Source organism: Bacillus sp. MHSD_36 (assembly GCF_030757775.1).
Classification (GTDB): Bacteria; Bacillota; Bacilli; order Bacillales; family Bacillaceae_G; genus Bacillus_A.
In genome coordinates this window covers 1357719-1381384 of sequence record NZ_JAVBIS010000001.1, presented here as the reverse complement: position 1 = coordinate 1381384, position 23666 = coordinate 1357719, and the positions used below count along the sequence as shown (strand labels likewise).

Below are 23666 nucleotides of genomic sequence, written 5' to 3'. Positions count from 1 at the left end.
GCTGGTTTTTTTCTTTTTTGCCTTGTATAATGTACCCAAGTTAGAAAGGTAGGGAATATTTTTGAAAAAGACATTTTACCACTATATGATGAAGCATCGCGCAGCTTTATTTAGTAATGAAATTTCGAATTTAGCAGAGGCAATGTATGATGATTTAAGCTTTCCGAAGCAATCTGAAGATTACGATGAAATTAGTTCGTACTTAGAGTTAAGTGGAATGCTAGAAAGTATGTCTATATTTGATGAAGCGTGGGATTTATACATACAAGAGAGATAAAAACTATATGAATTTTTTTTGACATGAAGCTAGTTTATTCGCTAGCTTTTTTACGTTGTAAATAAATTTTTATATGGTGATATTTTTTATTGAAAAAATTTATGAATATACGCTTCTGTGATAAGCGTTTTTATGTAGGTTGCATATACTGTTATCAAAATCACGACGTCAAAAAAAGGAGAGATATAGATGGCAAGGAAAAAGCAACCTAAATATAACGTAGGGGACATAGTCGTGATTACGCTATATGGAACCGTTGGTAAAATCACAAATATGAAGGTTTTAGATGGAGTTTACGTATACGAAGTCAATAATCACGATGGGTTTTACGTAGAGCAAACGTTGCAGCACGTTTCTGAGCAAGATATGAAAAAAGGTGAAACTGAGTGGATTGAATTAAATTATCATTTCACATTTGGTGATCTCGTGCAAGTAACAGGATACGATAAAGATGTGTTTCGAATTGTTGGTTTTCGTACAGAAGTATGGAGATATAAAAATGACGCATGGGAAGATACAATATACGAATTGTCACGAATTACGGATGGTGAATGGTTAGAAGCAGATGAATCAGATTTAACGTTACTTGCCAATGCTCAAACGGCAAATGCAATTTTGAAGAAAATGAAACAAGATAAAGCTGGTATGAATAAATTAGATTTAGGAAAATTAAAGTCAATTAACAACTCGAAAAAAGTGAGTGTTAAGACAAATCGTCAAGAAATCATTGATGGATTACTTGATATTTATAACGATTATCAATTGTTATTTGATACATTTAAAGATGAAGAATACAAAATTGTTATGGATGTTGTTCATAATTATTTAGTTAAATTGACAGAGAAAAAATAGTTAACTAGAAAGAGAGAATAAATTGAACAACAACATATGCAGTATAAGGTATGCCTACAATTATTAAAAAAATAAAAAGCCATTTAATAAGAGAGTCTGCCCATTGATCTTCATGCATGAACTCTTCTTTTGTTTGCCCTACTTCTTGTTCTACCTCATATTGGTATTCCATAATTAAATCCCCCTTTTTGATAGCTTGTACTACCATCGTATGCATCTCGTCCAAAGGATATGACCTATAAAAAAAGAAAAACTATTTTTCTAATCTCATATACATATTTTTGAGATTTTTTCATAAAACAGAAATAAAGGAGTGATGCTCATGAAGGAAATTGAAGTCGTAATTGATACGGAAGAGATTGCGGAGTTTTTTTATGAGCAACTAATTGAAAGAGGATACGTCCCAAAAAGAGAAGAAATTGAAGATCTCGCAGATATTACATTCGAGTATTTATTGGAGAAATGCATGATTGATGAAGTGTTTGATGAAGAAGATGAGTGAAAGTAACGACGGGCTTAACTCGTCGTTTTTTACTCTTTACAAACTTGTCACAAATCTAGCCGGCAATAGTTGGTATAATGAAAAGAAAATTTTACTCAAGAGGTGAAGGGATGTTCAAAAAAATTATTGATTCTTTATTAGGAAAGAAAAAATATCGTTCGTATTCTAGTAGTGATTATCGCCATAGAGGTCGCTCTTATTCAAGTAGTGATTATAAACGACGTTCATCTGATTATGGGCATCATCATTATAAAAGAAAACGTAAAAGCCGTAGCTTCTTTTCAAGTAGCTGATGAAATGGCGTCGTATACTAGCTTTATTTGATAGACCACTGCGAAAGAATACAATCGTTGCAAAACGCTATAAAATTGAATCAGTAATTGGAATGGGCAGTTATGGGGTTACATATATCGTTAATGACTTACAAATAAATAGATATAAAGTCTTAAAGCAATTAAGACAAAGTAAACAAAGATATGAGTCTGGGAGAAAATCATTTGAGCAAGAGAAAATGATTTTACAAACATTAAATCATCATGCAATTCCTAGTTTATATGATCAATTCGTATGGGAGAAAAAAAGCTTTTTTGTAATGGAATATATGCCTGGTAAAAATTTCGAAGATTATATTTTTTTAGATGGGCATGTATATACAGAACGTGAAGTTTTAAAAATTTTATACGAAATATTAGAAATTGTATCGGTGTTTCATAGCAAAGGTATTATTCACCGAGATTTACGCATTCCAAACATATTAATGAAAGAAAACGAAATTAGTATTATTGACTTTGGATTGGCGAAATTGAAAGGTGAGGGTGATGAACGAGCTACAACTTATGAAGGTGAACAAGCTTTGATGCGAGAAGTTCACTTTCGTAGCGATTTTTATGCGCTTGGTCATTTCTCATTATTCTTATTATATGCAGGCTATGAATGTAATGAAAAACATGAAAAGCCATGGTATGACGAATTAACTTTGGAAAAATATAACCGTGAAATGCTTATGCGCATGTTACAAATAAAACCACCGTACTATGAAAATGTACAAGATTTAAAAAAAGATGTAGCTTTTGCTTTAGAAAGGATGGAGGATCCATGTTTCAAAAGTTTTTAGCAAGCGTTGGTATTGGTAATGCAAAAGTAGATACAGTTCTTGAAAAAGATGAGTATATTGTTGGAGAAGAGATACACGGGAAGGTTCATATAATTGGTGGTTCAGTAAACTAAAAAATTAGCAAATATATTTTTTTATAAACTATGCATAAAAAAGAAATGGAGAGGAAAACTAAAACAACCGCTCCATTTTTTTGCATAGTGAGGTTATGTATGTGAAACGATATCGACATTTATACTTGTTAAGTTTTACGCTACTCATTTGTTTTGTCGTATTATCACTTTCGTATCATACCACTTGTATTGAGAAATTTGACAATATAGTCGCACATTTTATTCAAAGTTTTCGAAACGACTACTTGACAGCCTACTTTACTTGGGTGTCTTTTATCGGTTCCAAAAGAATATATTTTCCGTTACTCATCATTCTTGTAATGTATTTTCTCGTTAGAAAAAAGTTGCTTAGTGCATTACTTCTAACAATTAATTATTATGGATCTCGTTATTTAAATAGTATGCTTAAACTATGGTACGAACGAGCAAGACCGGATGTAACGCAACTTGTTACGGCAACTGGATATAGTTTTCCGAGCGGTCATACGATGAATGCTACTGCTTTTTTAGGATTTATTGCATACGTCACAATTACAGAAGAACGTATTACATTGCATAAAAAATTGTTGATTATTTTTATAGCGAGCTTTGTTGTATTATCTATTTCAGTTAGCCGAATATATCTTGGCGTTCACTATCCATCTGACATATTAGCAGGATGGGCAGCTGGCGGTAGCTGGCTCGTTTTATGTGTTATATTTCATAAAACGTTCATTAAAAAAGAACCTATGTCATAATAGGTTCTTTTTCCATTGGTTCAACATGAATGTGTGCATGATAAATGCCAAACTTTTTCCGGAGCATAGCCTCAATATTGTCAGTAATACAATGACTTTCGCCAACATCCATACGAGCATCTACCTCGATTGTAATATCAACGTACGTTTGATTTCCGTACATACGAGCGCGAATATCCACGATGTTTTCCACGCCACCAATATGTTCAATCGCATCAGCGTACTCTTCCATCTTATCTGGATCGATTCCATCTGTTAACATATGAGAAGATTCTACGAAAATCTCCCATGCAGTTTTACAAATAATAAGACCGACAATTAAAGCAGCAATAGGGTCTAAAATAGGCATTTGGAACTGCGAACCGACAATACCTACTACTGTACCAATACTTACGAGAGCATCTGATAAATTATCCTTTGCAGCGGCTTCTAATGATTTACTTTTTGTGCGCGCCGCAACCTTTTTCGTATATAAATACACACAGTACATAACGACAGCAGAAAATAAGGCTACCCATGCAGCAAGTACATTAGGTGCAGCTTGTTTCGGATTTAAAAAAGATTGAATGGCACTAATAACAACCTCTAATCCGACCGTTGCCATAATAAAAGAAGCAACAAGTGATGCAATTTGCTCTGCGCGTGAATGCCCATAAGGATGATCTGGATCACGAGGTTTACGAGAGATTTTTAGACCAATTAATATCGCTAACGAAGCACCGATATCCGTTAAGTTATTTAAACCGTCAGCACGTAATGCGCTAGAGAGGGTAATATAACTGATGATGATTTTCATAGAGGATAAAAATATGTAGGCCATAATGCTGACAATCGCACCTTTATCAGCTTCTTTATGAGAAAGAGTATCCATTTTAATCACTCACCTTTCTACAAGGAATTTCTTTCTATAAATAGAGTACCAAACGGAACTCGTGTGGGTCTATACAAACATTGTTGACGTTTTTTAGCTTTTTAAGAAGGGGATAACAAAGTTTCGTGAAGGAAAAATATGTTGTAAAGTGCAAAGTTCGGATAAGAGCGCGATTTGGATCGAGGAGATAGGCTAAAATAAAAACCCTCTAGAAAATATTTTTCAGAGGGTCTTCAACTTAGTATGCTTCTAAAAACTCAGTAACTTGCTCTTCAGTTTTTGCGTTAGCACTATGTAAGTGGCCTAACTTCTCGCCATTTTGATATACAAGTAAACTTGGAATACCCATTACTTGATACTCTTCAGCGATACTTGGGAACTCATCTTTATTAATAGAATACCATGCAAACTTATTGAACTCTTCCATTACATCTCCGATAAAGTTGTCCATACGTACGCAATCTGGGCACCATGTAGTAAAGAACTTAACAACTACTGGCTCCTCACTTGCGATGATGTCTTTGAATTCTTGTTCAGATTTGATTTCTTTCATGTTTTGTTTCTCCTTTTTCACTATCAATATTTTTGGTTGTTTAGTTGGTGTATTTGCTGTGAAACGAAAACTTCTAATGAGAGTTTTCTTTCCGAATCATTCGTTTGCAAATTGATCCACCGCAGTTTCTCAAATTCTTAATACAACATCTAAGTAAGTGTCCAGTGGAATACCTACACTGCTATATCCTAAACGTATACTTGTGGTCTTCGGATGTACACTTTAGATCCTAAAAGCGAATATTAGGAACCTCACTTTTCTTTATAAGCTTTTTCTACGATTGTGTCAAACTTCTGAATTGTAAGGGTACTATTATAAGTAGGGTAAATCAAATCGTATTCATGATAGCCATGGCTATAACGTTCTTTTCCTCACATATTTTTATGAGATGTTTATGAAGCGTCTGTAATGTCGGATAAAACAAGCAATCTCTTTCCGGCACCTAGAGAAGGTAAACGGTGGATGATCATTATTTATCCCGCTTTAATGGACAGTAAGACCCCCACTGACTAAAGTTTCACTTTATAAATTTTATGAGTGAATTAAATAACAAGTAGGAAATTCAAAAAATGATATAGGGGATGCATGTATGAATTTAGAGGAGTCGTTATAAGAACTTATTCGTAAAATTGTGAGTGAAGAGATTAGGGCGCCGTTATCTGAGTCCTAGTAATAATCACAACCAAATAAAGTAATGTGGGTGAAAGAAGCGTGACTAACAAGAGGGGAAATTACAGCACTGTATAGAGGGAAAGAAAAACATGATGTGGAAAGCGAAAGGGGTCGTAAGAACACCTTAGGACTTATTTAGTGGTTAAGAAGTTAGGGGGAATTAGGGTGTTGAAATGGTTAAAGAAATAAAAACGCCCACCTTGCATTGTTTGTGAGAAACAAGAAGGTGAGCTTCACTTAAAAGAAACGAATTGGATTTTGGAAAATTGTGCCTAAATCAAGCATGAACAAGGTATTGAAATAGATACTATATCCTTTTACACCTTATTCCATAAATAAGAAAGCTGGTGGGCTTCTGATTCAAGAGCTATTAAATGATCATTATTAATAGAGTTATTCTTATACAATTTGTTCTTTTGGATGTTAAGGACTGTATAATTCACATCGTTATATTCATTTGAAAATGTTGATTTATTTAATAATGTCAGTGTGGAGTTGATGTTATATTTATCAATTCGCTCTTTCTTTCCTTTGAAAAACAGTTTAATAAGATGCGGCTCATCATTAATGAGCAAACCTAGTTCAGGTGATGAGCGGACGATTAAATTATCTGATAACCAATGCGATTTACCTGGATCAAACCAAGCGACGTCTTTGTTTTTAATAAATTTTTTGTACTGTTTTATAACATCAATGTAGTTTTGTTTTTTCTTCTGGTCAATAGTTTGTACTAATGTCTCAAAACATTCAAAAGATAGTTTGTTTTTATGAAATTTAATAATAGTTTCTCGTAATTGTTTCCAGTAATCAAAAACCGGGTGATATTCAGGTTGAGATTTTAGATTCTTCACAAAATTTGTTTTAGCTGCACTACTTTTCAGTGTGAAATCTAAAAATTGTGTAAGCCCCACTTTAATTTCCGCCATGTTACACCCCCTTTCCAAACATTACTAATTCGATATTGGAAAGGGAAATCCTGCATTTTTAAGGAGGTGTACTAGATGCTAGAAAAACCGATGTTCATACACAATGGCTATTGTAAAGCTGATCCGCAAGAATGACGAAAATACCAATTCATTTTATATATTCAGCCACGGTGCGTGCCGTGGATTTTGTGTTTCTTATTAAGCTTGGTATTCATGGAATACTTTCTAAGATGAGGAAACTGGAATGGATCTACACCCACTAAATGATAATAATACGAAAAAAGCATTGGAATGGTTTTTAAAAGCAGTGGAGAAATCCCAGAAAGAAGAGAATGAAAAATTAAGGAAAGCAAATAAAGAAGATGAGTGAAGTGCGCTATCGTTAAAATGACGAATAACGTGCTTTTTTATTCTCTTTATAAAGCGCATGCATATTCATTGATTTACAGATATGTGTTACGTGAACATAGTGTTTTTGATAAATAATACAATGGTTATGAGGCGGAAATAAACGAAAATGCAAGTATAAGAAAAAAGTCTTGGTGTTTCCAACAGGAACTTTCTTAAAATGGAAAAGAGTAACTCTTACCTTACTCTTTTCGTATAAAATACATAAAAAGATAGATGCGTATAAAACAAGAAATTCTAATATGATCATTCGGATATTGTTTTTAAAAATAAAGGGTGGAATTATAAATAATGAATTAATTTACAAACGTTGATTTATCAACTGATTAAAATGAAGTCGCATTAAAATATAGTTGATAAATTGATATTGAGATAATAAGATATGTGATCTTGCATATCAGATTGTTAAAAGTGAACAAAGGTATAAAATGTATAAATGTCATGAAAGTTGAGGGAGATTAATACTGTAATTCATTTGCTTTTTACTTTAATAAATAAATTAATTTGAATAGAAGTGAAAAATAGAGATTTGTCTTAAACATTTATTACAGTCATGAATATTTATAATAACATGAATAAAAAACAGGTCCAATTTTTGTAATATTGGAGGGGATTATAATGGACATAACTCAAAGTGTGGCAAGAATAGTGGTTAATGGGAAAGATCTTTCTTTCACTTCAGTTCAAACCTCTGCATGGAATAATGGACCTGAAAATGATTTAATCGTTACGACGAAACAGAGAGTGAATGAACTTTATCAATTCATGTGGTCACAAGTACCGGTTACGATTTCCGTATATTTTCTTCAAGGGGCGGATTTAATGAGGTTCGTTAGGGTTGCTGGAATTAATGAACGTGTAACTGGGGAATATATATATCATTTCATTTGGGGATAAGAAGAATTCAAAGTAGCCTGACAGCTACTTTTTATTTTTGAAAGGAATGATTGGGAGTTGGTATAATAGACTGCATTTTTACGAACATCAATAATATAAAGGGTTTTATTTAACTGTTTTCATTTAATTTGGAAACGAAATATTGAAAATGATCGTTTAATAAAAAATTAAGATGATTAATTCAAACAAGAATTGATTTTATCGACGAAATATGACAAATTGCTACGCTCTTATTTGCTATATTAATTTTGTGTAATCGGATAAATATGGAAGTCTTAAAGCTAAATGTACAAGAAGAAATAGTAAATAAGGGTAGGGATGAGTATAGTAATGGAAGATAATCTTAGAAAAATCCAACATTTACTTAAAGGTGGCGATGTTGATCAGGCAAGGAAAGAAGCGGAAATGCTAATAAATGGAGAGCCAGAGGCTGCTTCCGCTAATCTTTGTTTAAGTTATGTTTATTTTTATGGATTAAATGATAATGAAAATGCGAGTAAGTATATAGCAAAGGCACTGCAATTAGAGTATTTAAATGAAGAGGTACTCTCAGTAGGATTAGATATTTTCTGCGCTCAAAACAATTATAAAAAAGTAAGGGAATTAGCAGAGATAGGATTAAAAAACTATCCTGAAAATGGAAAGTTCAATTTCTTTATGGGAGAAGCTGTTAGATGTTTTGAACCCGTTAAGAATTCGCTAGTGTATTTAGAGAAAGCGATAGCATTGGAACCTGAAAATGAAATTTATTTAGGGAAGTATGCGTATATTCTTTACACATCTTATCCTAAAAAGCAAGAGGAGGCATTAAGGGCAGAACGGCAGGCTTTAAAATTAAATTCGGAAAATACAATCAACCTTGTTTTATTCGCAACAGCAGCAACGTATCAGGGGAATTTTAAAAAAGCAAGGATGTTTGCGGAAGTTGCAATGCGGCTAGATCCATATAATAAGGATGCATATTCAATTTATAAAAAGACGATTGGGACAAAAAATAAATTTTGTAATTTTACCGCAAAGTTTGCACATGTTATAGGATTGCCGGTCTCAAAGTTCTGTTCATTATTTACGTTTGTATATTTTAAGAATAAAAACTTATATTACTTTTTATACTTTTTAAGTTCATTTGTTTGGGGGATATTACCTATATATTTAATAGGTTGGTATGCGAGTCCCATTTATATTTTATTTTTTGGGATGCATTTCATTTCTTCTAAAATTCAAGAGAAGATTCATAGGGAAGTTGGATTAATAAAAGCGGTCGATAAGAAAAATACTCTACGAAGTAATCAAAATACAAGAGAACAAGAAATTTTAAAAAGAGAGTATAAGTTATTACCAGAAGAGCGTATAGAAATCCAGTCGTATTCAAATATTGAATATCCGAGATATAATATTTGGTATATTTGTTTGTTAATTATTTTGTCTCTTTTACTCGTTTTGCGTGTCGGAAACTTTTACAGCCCTTATCATAAAGTATATAAAAATAATGTACCAAATAATCATGAAGAACAGCCGCAGAGTTATAAGCCATATCAGGATGAAAATGTGGTGCCGAATAATCATGAAGAAAAACGAAATAGTTTAATTATATCTAAGGACAAGTTACAGAAACAAGAGGAGCTAGATCTTATTTATATGACTTCGTCAACACTAGGTTTATTAGAAACAAGTGACTTTAGTGAAAAATCGCTTCGTCAATTTATAACTGATAGTTATGTTCCTACTGTTATGGAAAAAGCGGGACAACAAAGTATACAGAATTTAAGAAGTGAATATCTTGTTAGAATATATAAAGAAGAAACAAATGTATACGTGTTAATGAAAAACGATGGTAGTATCTCAATTATAGAAATATCACAGGGGGAAATTAATCATATTTACGGTGAGAATTGGGATAAAAGTGAGCAAGAAATAAATACATATCATGAATTAATTGATAAGTTTAAAGGAGAAGGAGTACAGCTAGAGTAAAATAAAATTTAACGTGTTAATTCAGGTAGGAAGCATAGTGATAAATTAAACGCAAACAAGTCAGATGTTTTTTAATCTGACTTGTTTGCGTTTAAAGTTGGAGTGCCATCTACCGTATCAGCTATTTCAAGCGCTACTACTTATTGATTTAAAATAAAGCGTAATTATTTATAGTCAGTGGAATAAAACACTAAATTTAATATGTAAGAAAATTGAACTGAGGCGAACAGTATAGATTAGATCGATATTATTTTTAAGGCCATTGTTAAAAAGACGATATGGAGGATTAAGGTGAAGGATTTGAAAAGTATAGAAAGCTTAGTAGTAGCTTTTGAACTAGTTTGCAGCGCCCGCTGAAAGATGAATATCATGTAAAACCTTGTACGTCCTTTGTTGAGTTGAAACAAGAGATTAAGAAATATATGACGTACTATAGATACCAATGGAATTCAAAAAAGATGACTCCTGTTGGATACAGAAATCATCTTCTTGATGTTGCCTAACTTTTTCAAAATGTCCTTTACAAAGGGTACAGATTATATTTTGGGTCCCCTGTTTTTTAGATTATTCACAAATAGTTCCGGTTGCTATACCAGTTGGAGCAACTCCTACTGGAACCGTATCTATAACTGTATTTGTAGCAGTATTGATAACAGAAACAGTATTGCTACCTTGGTTTGTAACGTAGGCGAGAGTGCCATCTGGTATGATAGTTACTTGATCCGGGGATAAAGCAACAGGAATTGTATCGATTACCGTATTTGTCGCTACACTTATTACCGATACATTATTACTAACTTTATTCACAACGTAAATACGAGTACCATCTGGTGTAATATCTATACCAACCGGTTCAGAACCTACGCTAATTGTATTAATAACAGTATTTGTCGCGGTGTCAATAACAGAAACAGTATTGCTGTTTTGATTTGTGACATACGCACGAGTACCATCTAGTGTAAAGACGATGATTCTAGGACGAATGCCAACCGGAATGGTAGCGATAACTGTATTCGTAGTAGTATTAATAACAGAAATATTGTCGCTTAATTCGTTTGCGACATATGCAAAGGCTCCATTTGGAGAAACAGTGATTCCTTGCGGAGCGTTGCCAACCGGAATGGTAGCAACAACTGTGTTAGTAGCAGCATTAATAACAGAAACTGTATTATTACCATGATTTCCAACATAAACAGTTGTGTTATTTGGAGAAACAGCGACACCAATCGGATTGATTCCAACTGGAATAGTAGCGATAACGGAATTTGTAGATGTGTTAATAACAGAAACGGTATCAGAAAAAATATTAGTAACATAAGCACGAGCGCCATTTGGTGAAACTGTTACTTCAAGAGGTGCATTACCTACAGTAATTGTATCAACCACTGTATTTGTTCCGGTGTTAATAACAGAAACTGTATCATTTGTAGGGTCATCTATGGCTCCTGCGTTTGTAACATAAACAAGGAAATTACATGCAGGTCCAGTCGGTGCGGTTGGTCCGGTTGGTCCGGTTGGCCCAGTCGGTCCAGTCGGCCCCGGTGGACATTCGCAATCGCCAGTCGGTCCTGGTGGTCCTTCTGGCCCTTGAATACCTTGCACCCCTTGAGGTCCAGTCGGCCCTGGTAGTCCTTCCGGTCCTTGCATTCCTTGCACCCCTTGAGGTCCAGTCGGCCCTTCGAGTCCTTCTGGCCCTTGAAGCCCTTGCACCCCTTGAGGTCCAGTCGGTCCTTCTGGTCCCTCCGGCCCTTGGATTCCTTGTACCCCCTGAGGTCCAGTCGGCCCTGGTGGTCCAGGAACTCCCATTCCAGTTCCAGAGCCAGTGGGTCCAGGTGGTCCAGGTGGCCCTTGAAGCCCTTGGACACCTTGAGGCCCAGTCGGTCCTGGTGGTCCTTCTGGCCCTTGAAGCCCTTCCACTCCTTGAGGCCCAGTCGCTCCTGCAAGTCCTTCTGGCCCTTGAAGCCCTTGGACACCTTGAGGTCCAGTCGCTCCTTCTGGTCCCTCTGGCCCTTGAAGCCCTTGGACACCTTGAGGCCCAGTCGCTCCTTTAGGTCCTGGAAATCCTCTCGGTCCAGTCGCGCCAGTAGGACCGGGTATTCCGGTAATATTTAATAGGGAACTATTCAATATTCCTTGCAAAATTAAGTTGAATGTTTGTTGCAACAATGGGTCCGATATATTAGAACAACTAATGAGCGACGATAAGTTTTGGAATAAAAATTGAAATAATGCTGAGATTTGAGTAAGAGATGCAGTAGGCAAAGAATTGATTAATTGAGTTATAGTTCGTATAACTAAATTTCTATTTGGAGTATTTGGTTGCACTGTAATGATTAAATCATTTAATGCCTGTAATGCAGATTGGAGTATTTGTATAGTTGTTGGATTTGGCGTGGTAAAGAAAGAAAGGATAGCTTGGTTTAATTGGTTAATTAGGGACAATAATTCTTGTTGTTGAGAAAATGAGAAAAAAACAGGTGTACAACAATTACTTTGATTGCAAGGTGATATAGAAATAAAACAGGGAAATTGGAATTTTTCGCACGGATCGTTTGAGTTGGGATTATTCTTCATAATTACCTCCTTTTAAAAAAGTTAAATAGTAAGTACATGTGATAATCAATATTTGTTTCTAAATGTAATGTGTTTATGAGTATAAATTATATGTGAAATACCCAAGAATGTTTTGTAAAAGTATATGTAAACAAAATGAAGGTGTTCTTATGAGACTAGTAGTATTGTAAAGATTTGATGGCAATTATAAGTTTAATTAAGTTAGGGTCTAATGGAGTTCCATTTAGAATTTTATTTTTTTATTCTGCTTTAAAAATTCAATCACGTTTAATAATTGAAACGAGTAAGTAAAATATGAAATTGAAGCTATTAAAAGAAATAATGAAATGAGAAACCTACTAAAAGCTAATGTACTAGTTTTCAGCACTTCCTAAAAAAAGAATCATACTATGGTTTGTAATAGCTTATATGGAAGTGAGTTGAAAATAATGTTTTATTCGTATTTTGCTAATCAAGCTGGTATGCGACCAGCGTATGGTACATCAATCACGTTTAGCGGAGCACAAAGTACAGTTCAAGCTGTTCAACAAGCGTTACAAATGCAACAACAAATGCAAATGCAGCAACAAGGTATCCAGCCGTATTATTCATCCGTGGAGTATTTTTACCCAGTGCATCAAATCACACCGTATGGAAGTTCTTTTCTTACTATCCCATATGGAACTGTATTTAATCTATAAATTGAAAGTTCAATCAGTAGGGGCAGGTATCCAAAAATAATAATTAGCCTTCACCAATCGGATATCAACGGGCAACCTGTCTCCTATCTAGCTTTCTCGCATGTGTCGAATTTTTTTGGAGTCTTATTACCCGTAAATGGAAATTACATATTTATCAAAAGTTTGTGAAGGTATTGCTATTGAATAGAAAGGAATAACATTAAGGCGATTACACTATATAAAAATAAAATAAATCCTAAGGTGAGTAGTATTGGATGCAACTTGAACATGTTTGACCTCCTTGAGTATATAAAGATTTTAATATAACTATGGTCAATTTAGAAAGGAAATATATTAGATGAATATAAAGTTTGAATGAATACACTAATGTAAAAGAGGGGTAAAAGTATAATAAATAATGGAGTAATATTGAATTCACATTGATTAAATTGTTTATAAGTAAGCAGGAGGAGATAGCCCATGAAATATAAAAATAAACAGGTTTATCCCGCATTAACGGGCAGTAAGACCCCCACCTCAAAATTCAGCGGAAGCAAAGAAGTTAGGTGGGGGTCGGGCTGCCCGTTAATGCCCGATTGATGAGGGCTGATTAAAGTTTCACTTTATATGCATAGGATGAGGGATAAATAAAAAAGAGCATACATAAACAGTACGCTCTAAAGAAAGATAGGTTTTATGAGTGGATAATCTCCATACGATAATATATGTTCTGTTAATAAAAACGTGTGAAAAATCAATAGAATATCAATGAAATATCATGAAATGAGTAACTTTAGTCTTTTACCAAAGTTGTTTAGCTAATCAAATTGTGGGAGAATGGATTAACAATTGGATAATGATTGCACTTCAGTTTCATATTTCTTATAGTCGGGATATTGGGTAATAGTTTGACACCTAGGTGTGGAAAGTTGATTAATTATAGAAACATTTGTAATGACCTCGTTACAAGGACCGAAAAATGTAATTTTTAGTTTTGAGTTTGGTGGAACTTTGAAAACGAGAGGTTTTTTTTCCATGAAATCAGCTCCTAAGACGCAGTATAGTATACTGCGTTTTTTGTTTAGTTTGTAATAGCGTATTAATATATAATATGAAATTTTTAGTTGAGTTGATAATGATATGAAGTTTTATGGTGTAATCAGATTATGAAAAATTAGTAGAAACTTAATTAAAAGATTGTATGTTTTGAAAAACAATATAGATTCCCTTTATTTATATTATAGGTAGCTAGTATTAAGTATAGGTGGCTTTCAATAAAACAAGCTTTGAATATGATAATAAAAAGGGGAGGAATTGTATTGGGTTATATTATCGATATTTCAAAATGGAATGGAACTATAAATTGGAATGTTGTAGCATCTCAGCTAGATTTAGTTATTGCTAGAGTTCAAGATGGATCGAATACGGTAGATTTTATATATCATAATTATGTGAATGAAATGAATTACATGTAGAAAACACATTGTTTACACATCAACATTGTATAGTTGTTCCTGTATCATAATAAAAGTGAGGTATTTTGAATTGAAAAAGAACAAGCTATTTTTAGGAACAATTATTTCATGTGTAGTATTGGCATTATCTGCATGTGGTTCCTCAGACAACATAGTAACATCAAAAGTAGGAAAAGTTACAGAGAAAGACTTAAGTAAAGAATTAAGACAAAAATATGGAGAAAGTACTTTATACCAAATGGTGTTAAGTAAGGCATTACTAGATAAATATAAAGTTTCAGATGAGGAAGCGAACAAACAAGTTAAAGAAGCAAAAGATAAAATGGGTGATAACTTCAAATCGACTTTAGAGCAAGTTGGCTTGAAAAATGAAGATGAATTAAAAGAAAAAATGAAGCCAGAGATTGCATTTGAGAAAGCGATTAAAGCGACTGTTACAGAAAAAGATGTAAAAGATAACTATAAACCAGAGATAAAGGTAAGTCACATTTTAGTGAAAGATGAAAAAACCGCTAAAGAAGTGAAAGAGAAAGTAAATAATGGTGAAGATTTTGCGGCCTTAGCGAAGCAATACTCAGAGGATACTGGTTCAAAAGAACAAGGCGGAGAAATAACTGGTTTCGCTCCAGGGCAAACAGTGAAAGAATTTGAGGAAGCCGCATATAAATTAGATGCAGGACAAGTAAGTGATCCGGTAAAAACAACTCACGGTTACCATATTATTAAAGTGACAGATAAAAAAGAATTGAAGCCATTTAATGAAGTGAAAGATAGCATTCGTAAAGATTTAGAACAGCAAAGACTACAAGATACGACAGGGAAATGGAAACAACAAGTAGTCAATGATTTATTGAAAGATGCTGATATTAAGGTGAACGGCAAAGAATTTAAAAATACATTTGAATTTCTAGAAAAAAAATAATGACTGTAATTAGAAAAGGGAACCTATATAGGTTCCCTTTTCTAATTAGTGTGTGAGTTATAAATAGATAGTAAGACAATACAATATTACATATAAATATTAAGAATTACAATGGGAATTTATGTAATTATTTTAAAGTAGAATAATTATTACTTCCAAAAATGTTGATATTATAATGTTTTATTTATTTAATTTCATTAAATATAAAGTGAATTTCTTATTTTTTACTCACTATTTGCAGGGTAGTACGATTGGTTTAGGCCAATTATTAGTCGGGAATGAACAAAACTTGAGTTGATTTAAGTTTTACTTTTTTGAAGTGGATAAACATAGTTTGCAGAATGAAACATACATTAATATTGATGTTACATGAAGTAAAAAGCAGAGCATTCCATTAAAATGGATATTCTTCTTAGTATGGAATTTTCAGAGGAAGAATGAACATTTTTAAATGGATTATTGAATAGATAAATATATTACGTAGGAGGAGAACATGTGAAAGTAATTTTTCAAAGAGAAGATGCAGGGAAAGTTTTTGAATCGAACGATGAAGATATAAGTAACTTATTAGCTATTTTAAAAGAAACGAAAGGAATTAAGATCGGGATGATTGAGTATGAAGTATTAAAATACGAATTAGAGTATTTTCGTAACCCAAAAAAAGCAGTAACAGAGAGGGAGTTACATATAATAGTACAACCAAAATATATGAAATAATTAGGGGGGATTATTTATAGATAGTCTTATACCGTATGTAAGAAAAGAGAGTGTTTAAATTGCTCTCTTTTCATAGAAATTTTGTGAGTTCGTTCTTTATAATATATGTTGTCATTTATAGATGGTTAATAAAATTGAAAATTAAAACTTTTTGTTGATTTGTGAACGTCCTATTAAATTAAGAAGTGAAAAGCTCATTTGAAGAAGAAAAAATAAGTAATTTAAATTATATTTTATTAAAAATATAATTATATCTCTTCTCAAAAGAACGTAAGTTCGTGTATAATTAGAACGAATGTTCTTGTGGTGTAAATAGTATACGATTTAGAAATAAAGTGAAACTTTATTTACGGGCAGTTGATTTTCAACTTACTTTCCTCGCCTGTAGCGAATATTAAGGTAGGAACTTACCTGTCTATTAATACGGGGTAAATATGGACCAAGCAATTATGAAAGAATAGTCGAAGAACAATATGTATGAAATAAAATGGATAAATGATCAAGGAGATAAAGAAATGAATGATGCAAAGGTGCAGAAAGTAGAAAGAGAATGGGTTCCGTTTACAGTAATGTCTGAACAGTTGTTAAGTATGCGAGAGGTTGTTGGAGAAAAATTTAAAGTACAAAAACCGCTCGTAACAAACGAAGCTAAAGAAAGAATTTCTGATACATTATTAACATCCTTTTTGTCTGAAAAAGAAATATTGGTGACATATTTTGAAGATGGATATATCCTTACAAGTTATATGACAGTTGTGCATATAAACCCGCTAAAGCGCATAGTAATATGTACTGACGCTTTTTATAGAACTTATGTATTAAATACTTCGGATATTATTGAAATAACGTAAAGGAAGCTGAAATTTAAGTTTTAGCTTTTTTATTTTTGTTAGATGAGAGATAGAAATAATAAAACGAAAAAGCAGCTAGCTTCATACTAGCTGCTAAGCCCCAGGGAAAGGGAGAAAAAGATAGGGTACTCCAAAAATCAACAATAGCTGTGTAACAGCCTGATTATAGTATAGACAAGTTTAAAATGTCTAAACAAAACGATGGAAAATAGGATTAGGCTGTACCCACTTGATTTTGATCTGCAAGGTCAGAATCAAACGTATTAGTCGCGCTCACGCCATTAAAAGTGTTAACAACAAAACCAACGTTTGAAGCACCAGATCCATTATAAGCCTTCGTATTTTCTTTCGGAGAAACGTTGTAGAAATCACCTAAGTTAAATGAACCGTTACTATTTTGTACAACTAAATTCCCTACAACTGAGGGCATGGTTTTCACCCGCTTTACAATCATTTGTTAACACTACTATATGATACTATAGTCTAAATGGTTCATGTAACAAAAATTGTGGAATAGTAAATCATTTGAAGTGTAGCTTAATCCCATAATAAAAGTATGTTAAAATTAATGTAAGGATGAGTAATTAAAAATAGCGATTGTATAATTAATATATACGAAAACAAAGGAGGCAAAATGTAATGAATAATGTTATAAAAAAATTAGATTTAACAGATGCAAAATCAAGTAATCTTGTTGCACTTATTTATAGCAATGAAGTTATATTGGTCGAAGAAGCATTTTGTCCAAATGAAATAAAATTAAAATTTAATGAAATTGCAATTTTATCGGCTATTAAAACAGCACATATAACGAAAGTATCCATCAGAAAAGAACTGGAAGCAATTTTTCATGACACTGGTGTTTTATTTGTAAAGCATAGTGTTGATTATGGTAACAGTCACTCTATCACTATGCATTTTGAGCAATTTAAAAAGTTGCAACATGAGATTGAGAATTTATGTGAAATTATGTAATCAGACTAAATGAAGATTCTTTCATAGAGGTGAACAGTTCTATGTTGAAAAAATGGGTTGAAAATTTTTTAGATGAATCTCACTGTAAACATAAGTATAGTTTTATTAAGATACAGGATAATGAAGATTTTAAAAGGGGTAAGCTAGGTGTAGTTTATGTGTATCGGTGTGGGAAGTGCGGGAAAGAGAAGCTGAAATTTAAAAGTAATAACGAAATAAATAATGATTTTTTTGATATATAAACAAGGGTAACTGCAAGTGTTACTCTTTTTCTTTATATAAAAACTCCTACTAAAGTATGTAAGGAGTTGATACTTTAGTAAATGGCTGAATGTAAAAGAAGATAATAAAATGTTGTAAAGGAGGAGAGAGCCTTGAAACAAAGAAACTTTGGGAAAAGTGTAATTATTACAGGGGTGACGCAAGGGTTAGGTCGTGCAATGGTTGATCGATTTCATGAATTGGGATGGAATATATATGGCTGTGGACGTTCAAAAGATAAAATTGAAGAATTAAAAAAATATTACGGTAATACACATGATTTTCAAATAATTGATGTTTCAGATTCTCAGCAAGTAAGTGGTTGGGCAAATTATATACTTCATAGAAATAGAGCGCCTGATTTGTTAATAAATAATGCATCGATTGTTAATAAAAATGCGCCACTATGGAAAGTAACTGCTCAAGAATTCGAAAATGTAATGAATATAAATGTAAACGGTGTAGTAAATGTAATAAGGGCATTTGTCCCAGCAATGGTAGCTAGGAAAGAAGGAATGATTATTAATATGAGTTCTAGTTGGGGGAGAGAGGGAGAGGCAGAGCTTGCACCGTATTGTGCCTCAAAGTTTGCGATTGAAGGCATTACGAAATCTTTGGCACTGGAATTGCCCTATGGTATGGCTGTTGTTGCTTTAGATCCGGGTGGAAGTATTAGCACCCCGATGCTGTATTCGTGTGCACCGCAGTATGTAAACGAGTCACCCACACCTGAAATGTGGTCACATCATGCGATTCAATATATATTAAATATAACAATAGATAAAAATGGATCTTCATTGACATGCCCTGAATGTACGTAAATATATATTGAATCGTCATATTTTTCGTGATACACACTTTGTCTAAAAAAGTACCATTAAGGTGCTTTTTTTGTATGATTAACACATTATTGAATGCACAAAATTACATATAGAAAATAAATATGAGTTAAAGGATACCATTTCTGTATTTCGAAAGCATCAGAAAATTTCTGAATAGGTGATAAGAATGAATCCAAGTGGTTTAAAAGTGACAGGAGCATGGTTTCAAGTAGGAGGAAATCTTACAGCGGCTATTGGGACGACAAGAGGATTTATCGGAGAAGAGAAAGTTGAATCAAAGATTGTAATTGTAGGAAGCTCATTACAAGCCCTCGGGTATATATTGCAAATAATAGCAAGTAATGAAAACGAAGATGAAGGAGAAAGAGAAATTCAAAATATGTGTTGGAAGAACAAAAGTGAAATGCTTGATAAAATCGGCATTGATTTATTAGCATTAGGGAATATATCAAATGTAATAGGAACATATTTCAATATAAATGTACAATCGAAAGAGAATGATTATCTTATAATTGTTGGGAACAGTTTACAATCGATTGGAGCTTCTTTAGGAGTGGAAGCAGCTTTACTTGAGATGAAAGCAATCCAGAGAATTATAATATTAGGTAATTCTCTGCAAAGTTTAGGAGCTGGACTCCAAGCGTATCAAGGTATTATCAATGTATTAAAGAGCGAAATAGTAAAGGAAGACAGTACGGTTGATAAGAAAAATGAGAGAATAATAGAACTCATTGGTGTTTGGATACAAGCGATAGGAACTGCTATTTCTGCGATTGGATTAACTATAATAGGGAAAGAAGAAAGGTTAGAAAAATAATAATATAAAATTGTTCATGTAAAGGAGATATGTAAAATTTCAATTTTACATAAGTAGAAAAGTTGAAGTGGTAGGTTTTTTTGCATTAGAATGGAATATATAGCAGTAGAAAAGATATTAGTAGTAAATTAAAATAATTTGTTCTATTAGTGTACGAAGAGAAGAGAGATAAAAAAATACAAAGCAAGGAGTTTTCAAACGATGATGTATTTGTTGGCAATTCTGCTTCCACCTGTAGCCGTATTATTTTGTGGAAAACCATTTCAAGCAATAATTAATTTCATATTAACATTAATATTTTGGGTTCCAGGAGTTATACATGCGATTTTAGTTGTACACGATAAAAAAGCAGATCGGCGATTAAAAAAACAAATTCAAGCATATGATGACATAAATAAGAGAAATAGAAGATAGCTGGGTCGTGAAATGAAAAAAGAAAGGGGGACTACCTCCTTTCTTTTTTCATTTTGTTTAAGTTTAAATTTTAGTATAGCGGAAAGAATTTTTAATATAAGTATTGTGATAATTCGTTTTAGAGTGTGCGTTTAATAAACCGGTGTAAATGTTTTCAGGCACGTTAAAGAAATCATACATTCCATTTTTTAATTGAATACGTAAAATCATAGAAAGTGGATTATAGCCAACAGCAACTATATTTTTTGAAATCACGGGAGATAGCTCCATTATTACGCAACTCCTTGCTTTTCATTTTTTATAATTTCTTGTAGATGTTGGGATTGGGATGTTGAAATCCTTATAATTAAAGAGGTATTATACTTATATGCAATATATTAAATGTTCGTTATACGTAATTATAAGGAAGTTCACACGAAGTACATATCGTTGTGCTATTTTTATTTCACCTTTGATTTATAAATAAGAAAATATTGACCATTTGAAAAAAAGGTATATTATTTATACGAGGTATTAAAAATTCACTTTTTACATTCTATGCTTAAAGGGGCAGCATTATTAGAAAAAATAGAAGTGAAAATACTTTGTATAAGAAGTATTCTAAAATTTATAATCTGTGAATTAGGAAAATATTGAATGCTCCAGGTCAATATACTTTCTTAATTAAATTCATTTTAGAAAGTGACCTCAATATTTTTAAGTAAATCAACGGGAGAATTGAAAGGCAGGAGAAAGTAACATGTCAGAAAATTATCGTTCTCGAGAGGAGCGACGACAAGTTAAAAAGAAAAAACAGCCAGCTTCTAAAACACAAAAACCAAAAGGGAAAACATCGTTCTTTCGTAAGTTTTTAATTACTTGTTTATTACTTGGTATTGTTGGTTTAGTGGCGGGGGTTGCTACCTTCTTCGTAATGATTAAGGATGCACCAAAACTTGAGAAAGCAAAACTTGTTAATCCGTTATCCTCAAAAATTTATGATAAAAATGGCGATTTGGTATATGAATACGGGAAAGAAAAGCGGACGAATGTTACGTATGATCAAATTCCTAAATTAGTAGAAAATGCATTTTTAGCAACAGAAGATGCACGTTTTTATGAGCATAGTGGAGTAGACTTCAAAGGTACTGCCCGTGCTGTTTTGGTGAGTCTTAAAGGAGATTACGGTTCACAGGGTGGAAGTACAATAACACAACAGGTTATTAAAAACTACTTCTTATCGATGGAAAAAACATCAAAACGTAAAGTTCAAGAAATATATTTAGCGTATAAGCTAGAACAACAATATTCAAAACATGAAATCTTAGAAATGTATTTAAATAAAATTAATTTAGGAAATCGTTCATATGGAATCGCAACAGCAGCACAAAATTACTATGGTAAAGAATTAAAAGAGTTAACATTACCAGAAGTTGCGATGCTTGCAGGGTTACCGAAAGCACCAAATAACTATGATCCATCGAAACCAGAAAATGTTCAAAGGGCAACAGAAAGAAGAAATGTTGTACTAAAATTAATGAATCGACATGGTTATATTACAAAAGAAGAAATGGAAGAAGCATCGAAAGTACCCGTGGATAAAAATATTAAGAGGGCAGCTGAGCTACAAGCGATGCCATACCCTGCATTTATGGATGCAGTTGTGAAAGAAGTAGAAAAAGAATTGCCTGATGCTAATATTGGATCGGATGGTTTAGAAATTTATACAACTTTGGATCAAGATGCACAGAAATTAGCTGATAACATTTTAAATACAAATATCATTAATTATCCAAATGATAAATTCCAAGGTGCTTTCACATTTATGGATACGAAAACAGGTGAGGTTCGTGCTATAGGTAGTGGACGCGGTGAAAATAAAGCAGTATTTAAAGGGCATAATATGGCAATTGAATTAGATCGTGCAGCTGGTTCAACTATGAAGCCAATCTTTGATTACGGTCCTGCAATTGAATACTTAAAATGGGCTACGTATCATCAAATTGATGATTCTCCATTTAAATATTCAACTGGACAAGAACTTCGAAATGCTGACAGAAGTCATTTAGGTCCAATTACTATGCGTGAAGCGTTAAAAATGTCACGTAACGTTCCAGCAGTTAAAACTGCAAAAGAAGTAGGACTTAATAAATCAAAGGAATTCTCTGAGAAATTAGGTATTACATTTAATAAAGCGCCGGCAGAATCTACAGCTATTGGTACAAACGAAGTATCACCAACTGAAATAGCGGGTGCTTATGCGACATTTGGAAATGGTGGAAAGTATGCAAAACCGCATTTTGTTAAGAAAGTAGTTTATCCAGACGGAAAATCACAAAGTTTTGAGCAAAAACCAAAACAAGTTATAGCTGACTCTACAGCATATATGATTACTGATATGCTTCGCTCAGTAGTAACATCAGGCACTGGTACAGCGGCAAATATAAGTTCTTTAGATGTAGCTGGAAAAACAGGTACAACAAACTATGATTCAAAACAATTAGCGAAATTTAATATTCCGGAAAGTGCAACTCGTGATAGTTGGTTTGCAGGTTATACGCCGCAATATACGATGGCAGTATGGACTGGATATATGAAAGATGGTAAAGACGAGTATATTAGTAGTAAAAATACGAAAATTGCACAACTGATCTTTAAAGAAATGATGAGTGAAATGGCTACGGATAAATCACGATTTAAAATGCCTAGTAGTGTAATTCAAGAAGGCAGTGAGTTACGTATAAAAGGTGAAAAACGTGATTCTTCTCCAAATACGAGCGTACCGGACACGACAGAACAACCAAAACAAGATCAGCAGCAAAAAACTGAAGAAGAGAAAAAGCAAGAAGAATTAAAGAAACAGGAAGAACTGAAAAAACAAGAAGAACAAAAGAAACAAGAGGAACTGAAGAAGCAAGAAGATCAAAAGAAACTAGAAGATCAAAAGAAACAAGAAGAAGAAAAGAAACAAAATGAACAAAATAATGGAAATGGTCAAGGAACGACACCTCCAGCAAATAACGGAGGAGGTCAAGGAAATACGACACCTCCAGCAAATAACGGAGGAGGTCAAGGAAATACGACACCTCCAGCAAATAACGGAGGAGGTCAAGGAAATACGACACCTCCAGCAAATAATGGAGGAGGCCAAGGAAATACGACACCTCCAGCAAATAATGGAGGAGGCCAAGGAAATACAACACCTCCAGCGACCACACAACCAGAGACTGGCGGTAATGCAGGAGAGGCCCCTGCTAATAATGGGCAATAAGAAAATTTTATAA

The 23666-nt window shown here is 33.2% G+C and carries 27 protein-coding genes and 3 pseudogenes; 22 read left to right on the top strand and 8 right to left on the bottom strand.

What is annotated here, in order from left to right; genetic code table 11:
- Positions 1 to 61: 61 nt before the first annotated feature.
- The gene (locus tag Q9B79_RS07280; RefSeq protein ID WP_000750725.1) at positions 62 to 277 is read left to right on the top strand and encodes a YozE family protein; all 216 of its coding nucleotides are present in this window, start codon (positions 62 to 64) and stop codon (positions 275 to 277) included.
- A gap of 189 nt (positions 278 to 466) precedes the next feature.
- A complete protein-coding gene (locus Q9B79_RS07275) occupies positions 467 to 1129 on the top strand; it encodes a hypothetical protein (RefSeq protein ID WP_000101495.1) in 663 nt (220 codons plus the stop codon).
- A 4-nt stretch (positions 1130 to 1133) separates the two neighbouring features.
- Here the strand turns inward: Q9B79_RS07275 and Q9B79_RS07270 are convergent, their stop codons facing one another.
- On the bottom strand, positions 1134 to 1301 hold the full coding sequence (locus Q9B79_RS07270) for a DUF3930 family protein (protein WP_000456535.1): 168 nt from the start codon (positions 1299 to 1301) through the stop codon (positions 1134 to 1136).
- A 150-nt stretch (positions 1302 to 1451) separates the two neighbouring features.
- On the opposite strand from Q9B79_RS07270, the gene Q9B79_RS07265 reads away from it, so the two are divergent.
- The 5 genes and pseudogenes from Q9B79_RS07265 to Q9B79_RS07245 all read left to right on the top strand — a co-directional run bounded on the left by Q9B79_RS07265 (position 1452) and on the right by Q9B79_RS07245 (position 3595).
- A complete protein-coding gene (locus tag Q9B79_RS07265; RefSeq protein ID WP_000658451.1) occupies positions 1452 to 1631 on the top strand; it encodes a YozD family protein in 180 nt (59 codons plus the stop codon).
- 110 nt (positions 1632 to 1741) lie between these two features.
- Positions 1742 to 1924 (top strand): hypothetical protein, encoded by a 183-nt coding sequence (locus Q9B79_RS07260; RefSeq protein WP_071745888.1) that lies wholly within the window; start codon positions 1742 to 1744, stop codon positions 1922 to 1924.
- Complete coding sequence (locus Q9B79_RS07255) at positions 1924 to 2745, top strand: serine/threonine protein kinase (RefSeq protein ID WP_306183192.1); 822 nt, start codon at positions 1924 to 1926, stop codon at positions 2743 to 2745. Before Q9B79_RS07260 ends, Q9B79_RS07255 begins: the two co-directional genes overlap by 1 nt.
- Positions 2727 to 2855 (top strand): annotated as a pseudogene (locus Q9B79_RS07250) (sporulation protein); the annotation flags it as partial. The gene Q9B79_RS07255 and the pseudogene Q9B79_RS07250, both read left to right, overlap by 19 nt.
- Positions 2856 to 2959: 104 nt before the next feature.
- Complete coding sequence (locus Q9B79_RS07245) at positions 2960 to 3595, top strand: phosphatase PAP2 family protein (protein WP_157829932.1); 636 nt, start codon at positions 2960 to 2962, stop codon at positions 3593 to 3595.
- Here the strand turns inward: Q9B79_RS07245 and Q9B79_RS07240 are convergent.
- From Q9B79_RS07240 to Q9B79_RS07225, 3 genes are all read right to left on the bottom strand, one after another.
- Positions 3585 to 4466 (bottom strand): cation diffusion facilitator family transporter, encoded by an 882-nt coding sequence (locus tag Q9B79_RS07240; protein ID WP_306183191.1) that lies wholly within the window; start codon positions 4464 to 4466, stop codon positions 3585 to 3587. The two genes, Q9B79_RS07245 and Q9B79_RS07240, sit on opposite strands and share 11 nt — an antisense overlap.
- A gap of 238 nt (positions 4467 to 4704) precedes the next feature.
- On the bottom strand, positions 4705 to 5019 hold the full coding sequence (locus Q9B79_RS07235) for a thioredoxin family protein (RefSeq protein ID WP_042875016.1): 315 nt from the start codon (positions 5017 to 5019) through the stop codon (positions 4705 to 4707).
- Between the two features lie 989 nt (positions 5020 to 6008).
- Entirely contained in the window at positions 6009 to 6617 is a 609-nt protein-coding gene (locus tag Q9B79_RS07225) for a hypothetical protein (protein ID WP_306183190.1), read from the bottom strand.
- 244 nt (positions 6618 to 6861) lie between these two features.
- Between Q9B79_RS07225 and Q9B79_RS07220 the strand changes: the two genes are divergently transcribed.
- The 4 genes and pseudogenes from Q9B79_RS07220 to Q9B79_RS07205 all read left to right on the top strand — a co-directional run.
- Positions 6862 to 6987 carry a hypothetical protein gene (locus tag Q9B79_RS07220; protein ID WP_306183189.1) on the top strand — a complete coding sequence of 42 codons (126 nt, stop codon included), beginning with the start codon at positions 6862 to 6864 and terminating at the stop codon, positions 6985 to 6987.
- 656 nt (positions 6988 to 7643) lie between these two features.
- Positions 7644 to 7922: a hypothetical protein gene (locus Q9B79_RS07215; protein WP_306183188.1), complete on the top strand. Its 279-nt coding sequence runs from the start codon at positions 7644 to 7646 to the stop codon at positions 7920 to 7922.
- Positions 7923 to 8252: 330 nt separating this feature from the next.
- Positions 8253 to 9896 (top strand): tetratricopeptide repeat protein, encoded by a 1644-nt coding sequence (locus Q9B79_RS07210; RefSeq protein ID WP_306183187.1) that lies wholly within the window; start codon positions 8253 to 8255, stop codon positions 9894 to 9896.
- 353 nt (positions 9897 to 10249) lie between these two features.
- A pseudogene (locus Q9B79_RS07205) lies at positions 10250 to 10399 on the top strand (IS3 family transposase); the annotation flags it as partial.
- 61 nt (positions 10400 to 10460) lie between these two features.
- Here the strand turns inward: Q9B79_RS07205 and Q9B79_RS07200 are convergent.
- The gene (locus tag Q9B79_RS07200; protein ID WP_306183186.1) at positions 10461 to 12470 is read right to left on the bottom strand and encodes a YVTN family beta-propeller repeat protein; all 2010 of its coding nucleotides are present in this window, start codon (positions 12468 to 12470) and stop codon (positions 10461 to 10463) included.
- Positions 12471 to 12898: 428 nt separating this feature from the next.
- Here Q9B79_RS07200 and Q9B79_RS07195 point away from each other — a divergent pair, with 428 nt between their 5' ends.
- Positions 12899 to 13150, top strand: a complete 252-nt coding sequence (locus Q9B79_RS07195) for a DUF3947 family protein (RefSeq protein ID WP_098670606.1) — start codon at positions 12899 to 12901, stop codon at positions 13148 to 13150.
- Between the two features lie 821 nt (positions 13151 to 13971).
- Here the strand turns inward: Q9B79_RS07195 and Q9B79_RS07190 are convergent.
- A complete protein-coding gene (locus tag Q9B79_RS07190; protein WP_306183185.1) occupies positions 13972 to 14166 on the bottom strand; it encodes a hypothetical protein in 195 nt (64 codons plus the stop codon).
- 282 nt (positions 14167 to 14448) lie between these two features.
- Here Q9B79_RS07190 and Q9B79_RS07185 point away from each other — a divergent pair.
- The 4 genes and pseudogenes from Q9B79_RS07185 to Q9B79_RS07170 all read left to right on the top strand — a co-directional run.
- A pseudogene (locus tag Q9B79_RS07185) lies at positions 14449 to 14592 on the top strand (N-acetylmuramoyl-L-alanine amidase); the annotation flags it as partial.
- 82 nt (positions 14593 to 14674) lie between these two features.
- Entirely contained in the window at positions 14675 to 15526 is an 852-nt protein-coding gene (locus tag Q9B79_RS07180; RefSeq protein WP_306183184.1) for a peptidylprolyl isomerase PrsA, read from the top strand.
- 495 nt (positions 15527 to 16021) lie between these two features.
- On the top strand, positions 16022 to 16243 hold the full coding sequence (locus Q9B79_RS07175) for a hypothetical protein (RefSeq protein ID WP_306183183.1): 222 nt from the start codon (positions 16022 to 16024) through the stop codon (positions 16241 to 16243).
- Between the two features lie 515 nt (positions 16244 to 16758).
- Complete coding sequence (locus Q9B79_RS07170; RefSeq protein ID WP_098670614.1) at positions 16759 to 17094, top strand: YolD-like family protein; 336 nt, start codon at positions 16759 to 16761, stop codon at positions 17092 to 17094.
- A gap of 214 nt (positions 17095 to 17308) precedes the next feature.
- On the opposite strand, the gene gerPF is transcribed toward Q9B79_RS07170, so the two are convergent.
- Positions 17309 to 17524 carry a spore germination protein GerPF gene (gerPF, locus tag Q9B79_RS07165; protein WP_001141565.1) on the bottom strand — a complete coding sequence of 72 codons (216 nt, stop codon included), beginning with the start codon at positions 17522 to 17524 and terminating at the stop codon, positions 17309 to 17311.
- Between the two features lie 209 nt (positions 17525 to 17733).
- Between gerPF and Q9B79_RS07160 the strand changes: the two genes are divergently transcribed.
- The 5 genes from Q9B79_RS07160 to Q9B79_RS07140 all read left to right on the top strand — a co-directional run bounded on the left by Q9B79_RS07160 (position 17734) and on the right by Q9B79_RS07140 (position 20403).
- Positions 17734 to 18069, top strand: coding sequence for a hypothetical protein (locus tag Q9B79_RS07160; protein ID WP_306183182.1), 336 nt, complete (start codon positions 17734 to 17736; stop codon positions 18067 to 18069).
- A 41-nt stretch (positions 18070 to 18110) separates the two neighbouring features.
- On the top strand, positions 18111 to 18311 hold the full coding sequence (locus Q9B79_RS07155; protein ID WP_306183181.1) for a hypothetical protein: 201 nt from the start codon (positions 18111 to 18113) through the stop codon (positions 18309 to 18311).
- Between the two features lie 132 nt (positions 18312 to 18443).
- Positions 18444 to 19151, top strand: coding sequence for an SDR family oxidoreductase (locus Q9B79_RS07150; protein ID WP_306183180.1), 708 nt, complete (start codon positions 18444 to 18446; stop codon positions 19149 to 19151).
- Between the two features lie 187 nt (positions 19152 to 19338).
- Positions 19339 to 19989, top strand: coding sequence for a DUF6944 family repetitive protein (locus Q9B79_RS07145; RefSeq protein WP_306183179.1), 651 nt, complete (start codon positions 19339 to 19341; stop codon positions 19987 to 19989).
- A gap of 201 nt (positions 19990 to 20190) precedes the next feature.
- The gene (locus Q9B79_RS07140) at positions 20191 to 20403 is read left to right on the top strand and encodes a YqaE/Pmp3 family membrane protein (protein WP_306183178.1); all 213 of its coding nucleotides are present in this window, start codon (positions 20191 to 20193) and stop codon (positions 20401 to 20403) included.
- A 63-nt stretch (positions 20404 to 20466) separates the two neighbouring features.
- Here the strand turns inward: Q9B79_RS07140 and Q9B79_RS07135 are convergent, their stop codons facing one another.
- Positions 20467 to 20673 carry a KTSC domain-containing protein gene (locus tag Q9B79_RS07135; RefSeq protein ID WP_306183177.1) on the bottom strand — a complete coding sequence of 69 codons (207 nt, stop codon included), beginning with the start codon at positions 20671 to 20673 and terminating at the stop codon, positions 20467 to 20469.
- Between the two features lie 469 nt (positions 20674 to 21142).
- On the opposite strand from Q9B79_RS07135, the gene Q9B79_RS07130 reads away from it, so the two are divergent.
- Positions 21143 to 23653, top strand: coding sequence for a PBP1A family penicillin-binding protein (locus Q9B79_RS07130; protein WP_306183176.1), 2511 nt, complete (start codon positions 21143 to 21145; stop codon positions 23651 to 23653).
- Positions 23654 to 23666: the final 13 nt, after the last annotated feature.

Bases quoted from the DNA above. Each gene is read 5' to 3' on its own strand.
- Q9B79_RS07140 (WP_306183178.1), top strand. From the start codon at position 20,191: ATGATGTATTTGTTGGCAATTCTGCTTCCACCTGTAGCCGTATTATTT.
- Q9B79_RS07195 (WP_098670606.1), top strand. From the start codon at position 12,899: ATGTTTTATTCGTATTTTGCTAATCAAGCTGGTATGCGACCAGCGTAT.
- Q9B79_RS07160 (WP_306183182.1), top strand. From the start codon at position 17,734: ATGAATAATGTTATAAAAAAATTAGATTTAACAGATGCAAAATCAAGT.
- gerPF (WP_001141565.1), bottom strand. From the start codon at position 17,524: ATGCCCTCAGTTGTAGGGAATTTAGTTGTACAAAATAGTAACGGTTCA.
- Q9B79_RS07210 (WP_306183187.1), top strand. From the start codon at position 8,253: ATGGAAGATAATCTTAGAAAAATCCAACATTTACTTAAAGGTGGCGAT.
- Q9B79_RS07170 (WP_098670614.1), top strand. From the start codon at position 16,759: ATGAATGATGCAAAGGTGCAGAAAGTAGAAAGAGAATGGGTTCCGTTT.
- Q9B79_RS07255 (WP_306183192.1), top strand. From the start codon at position 1,924: ATGAAATGGCGTCGTATACTAGCTTTATTTGATAGACCACTGCGAAAG.
- Q9B79_RS07200 (WP_306183186.1), bottom strand. From the start codon at position 12,470: ATGAAGAATAATCCCAACTCAAACGATCCGTGCGAAAAATTCCAATTT.
- Q9B79_RS07275 (WP_000101495.1), top strand. From the start codon at position 467: ATGGCAAGGAAAAAGCAACCTAAATATAACGTAGGGGACATAGTCGTG.
- Q9B79_RS07240 (WP_306183191.1), bottom strand. From the start codon at position 4,466: ATGGATACTCTTTCTCATAAAGAAGCTGATAAAGGTGCGATTGTCAGC.
- Q9B79_RS07145 (WP_306183179.1), top strand. From the start codon at position 19,339: ATGAATCCAAGTGGTTTAAAAGTGACAGGAGCATGGTTTCAAGTAGGA.
- Q9B79_RS07220 (WP_306183189.1), top strand. From the start codon at position 6,862: ATGGATCTACACCCACTAAATGATAATAATACGAAAAAAGCATTGGAA.
- Q9B79_RS07215 (WP_306183188.1), top strand. From the start codon at position 7,644: ATGGACATAACTCAAAGTGTGGCAAGAATAGTGGTTAATGGGAAAGAT.
- Q9B79_RS07130 (WP_306183176.1), top strand. From the start codon at position 21,143: ATGTCAGAAAATTATCGTTCTCGAGAGGAGCGACGACAAGTTAAAAAG.
- Q9B79_RS07225 (WP_306183190.1), bottom strand. From the start codon at position 6,617: ATGGCGGAAATTAAAGTGGGGCTTACACAATTTTTAGATTTCACACTG.
- Q9B79_RS07155 (WP_306183181.1), top strand. From the start codon at position 18,111: ATGTTGAAAAAATGGGTTGAAAATTTTTTAGATGAATCTCACTGTAAA.
- Q9B79_RS07270 (WP_000456535.1), bottom strand. From the start codon at position 1,301: ATGGAATACCAATATGAGGTAGAACAAGAAGTAGGGCAAACAAAAGAA.
- Q9B79_RS07265 (WP_000658451.1), top strand. From the start codon at position 1,452: ATGAAGGAAATTGAAGTCGTAATTGATACGGAAGAGATTGCGGAGTTT.
- Q9B79_RS07135 (WP_306183177.1), bottom strand. From the start codon at position 20,673: ATGGAGCTATCTCCCGTGATTTCAAAAAATATAGTTGCTGTTGGCTAT.
- Q9B79_RS07235 (WP_042875016.1), bottom strand. From the start codon at position 5,019: ATGAAAGAAATCAAATCTGAACAAGAATTCAAAGACATCATCGCAAGT.
- Q9B79_RS07190 (WP_306183185.1), bottom strand. From the start codon at position 14,166: ATGGAAAAAAAACCTCTCGTTTTCAAAGTTCCACCAAACTCAAAACTA.
- Q9B79_RS07260 (WP_071745888.1), top strand. From the start codon at position 1,742: ATGTTCAAAAAAATTATTGATTCTTTATTAGGAAAGAAAAAATATCGT.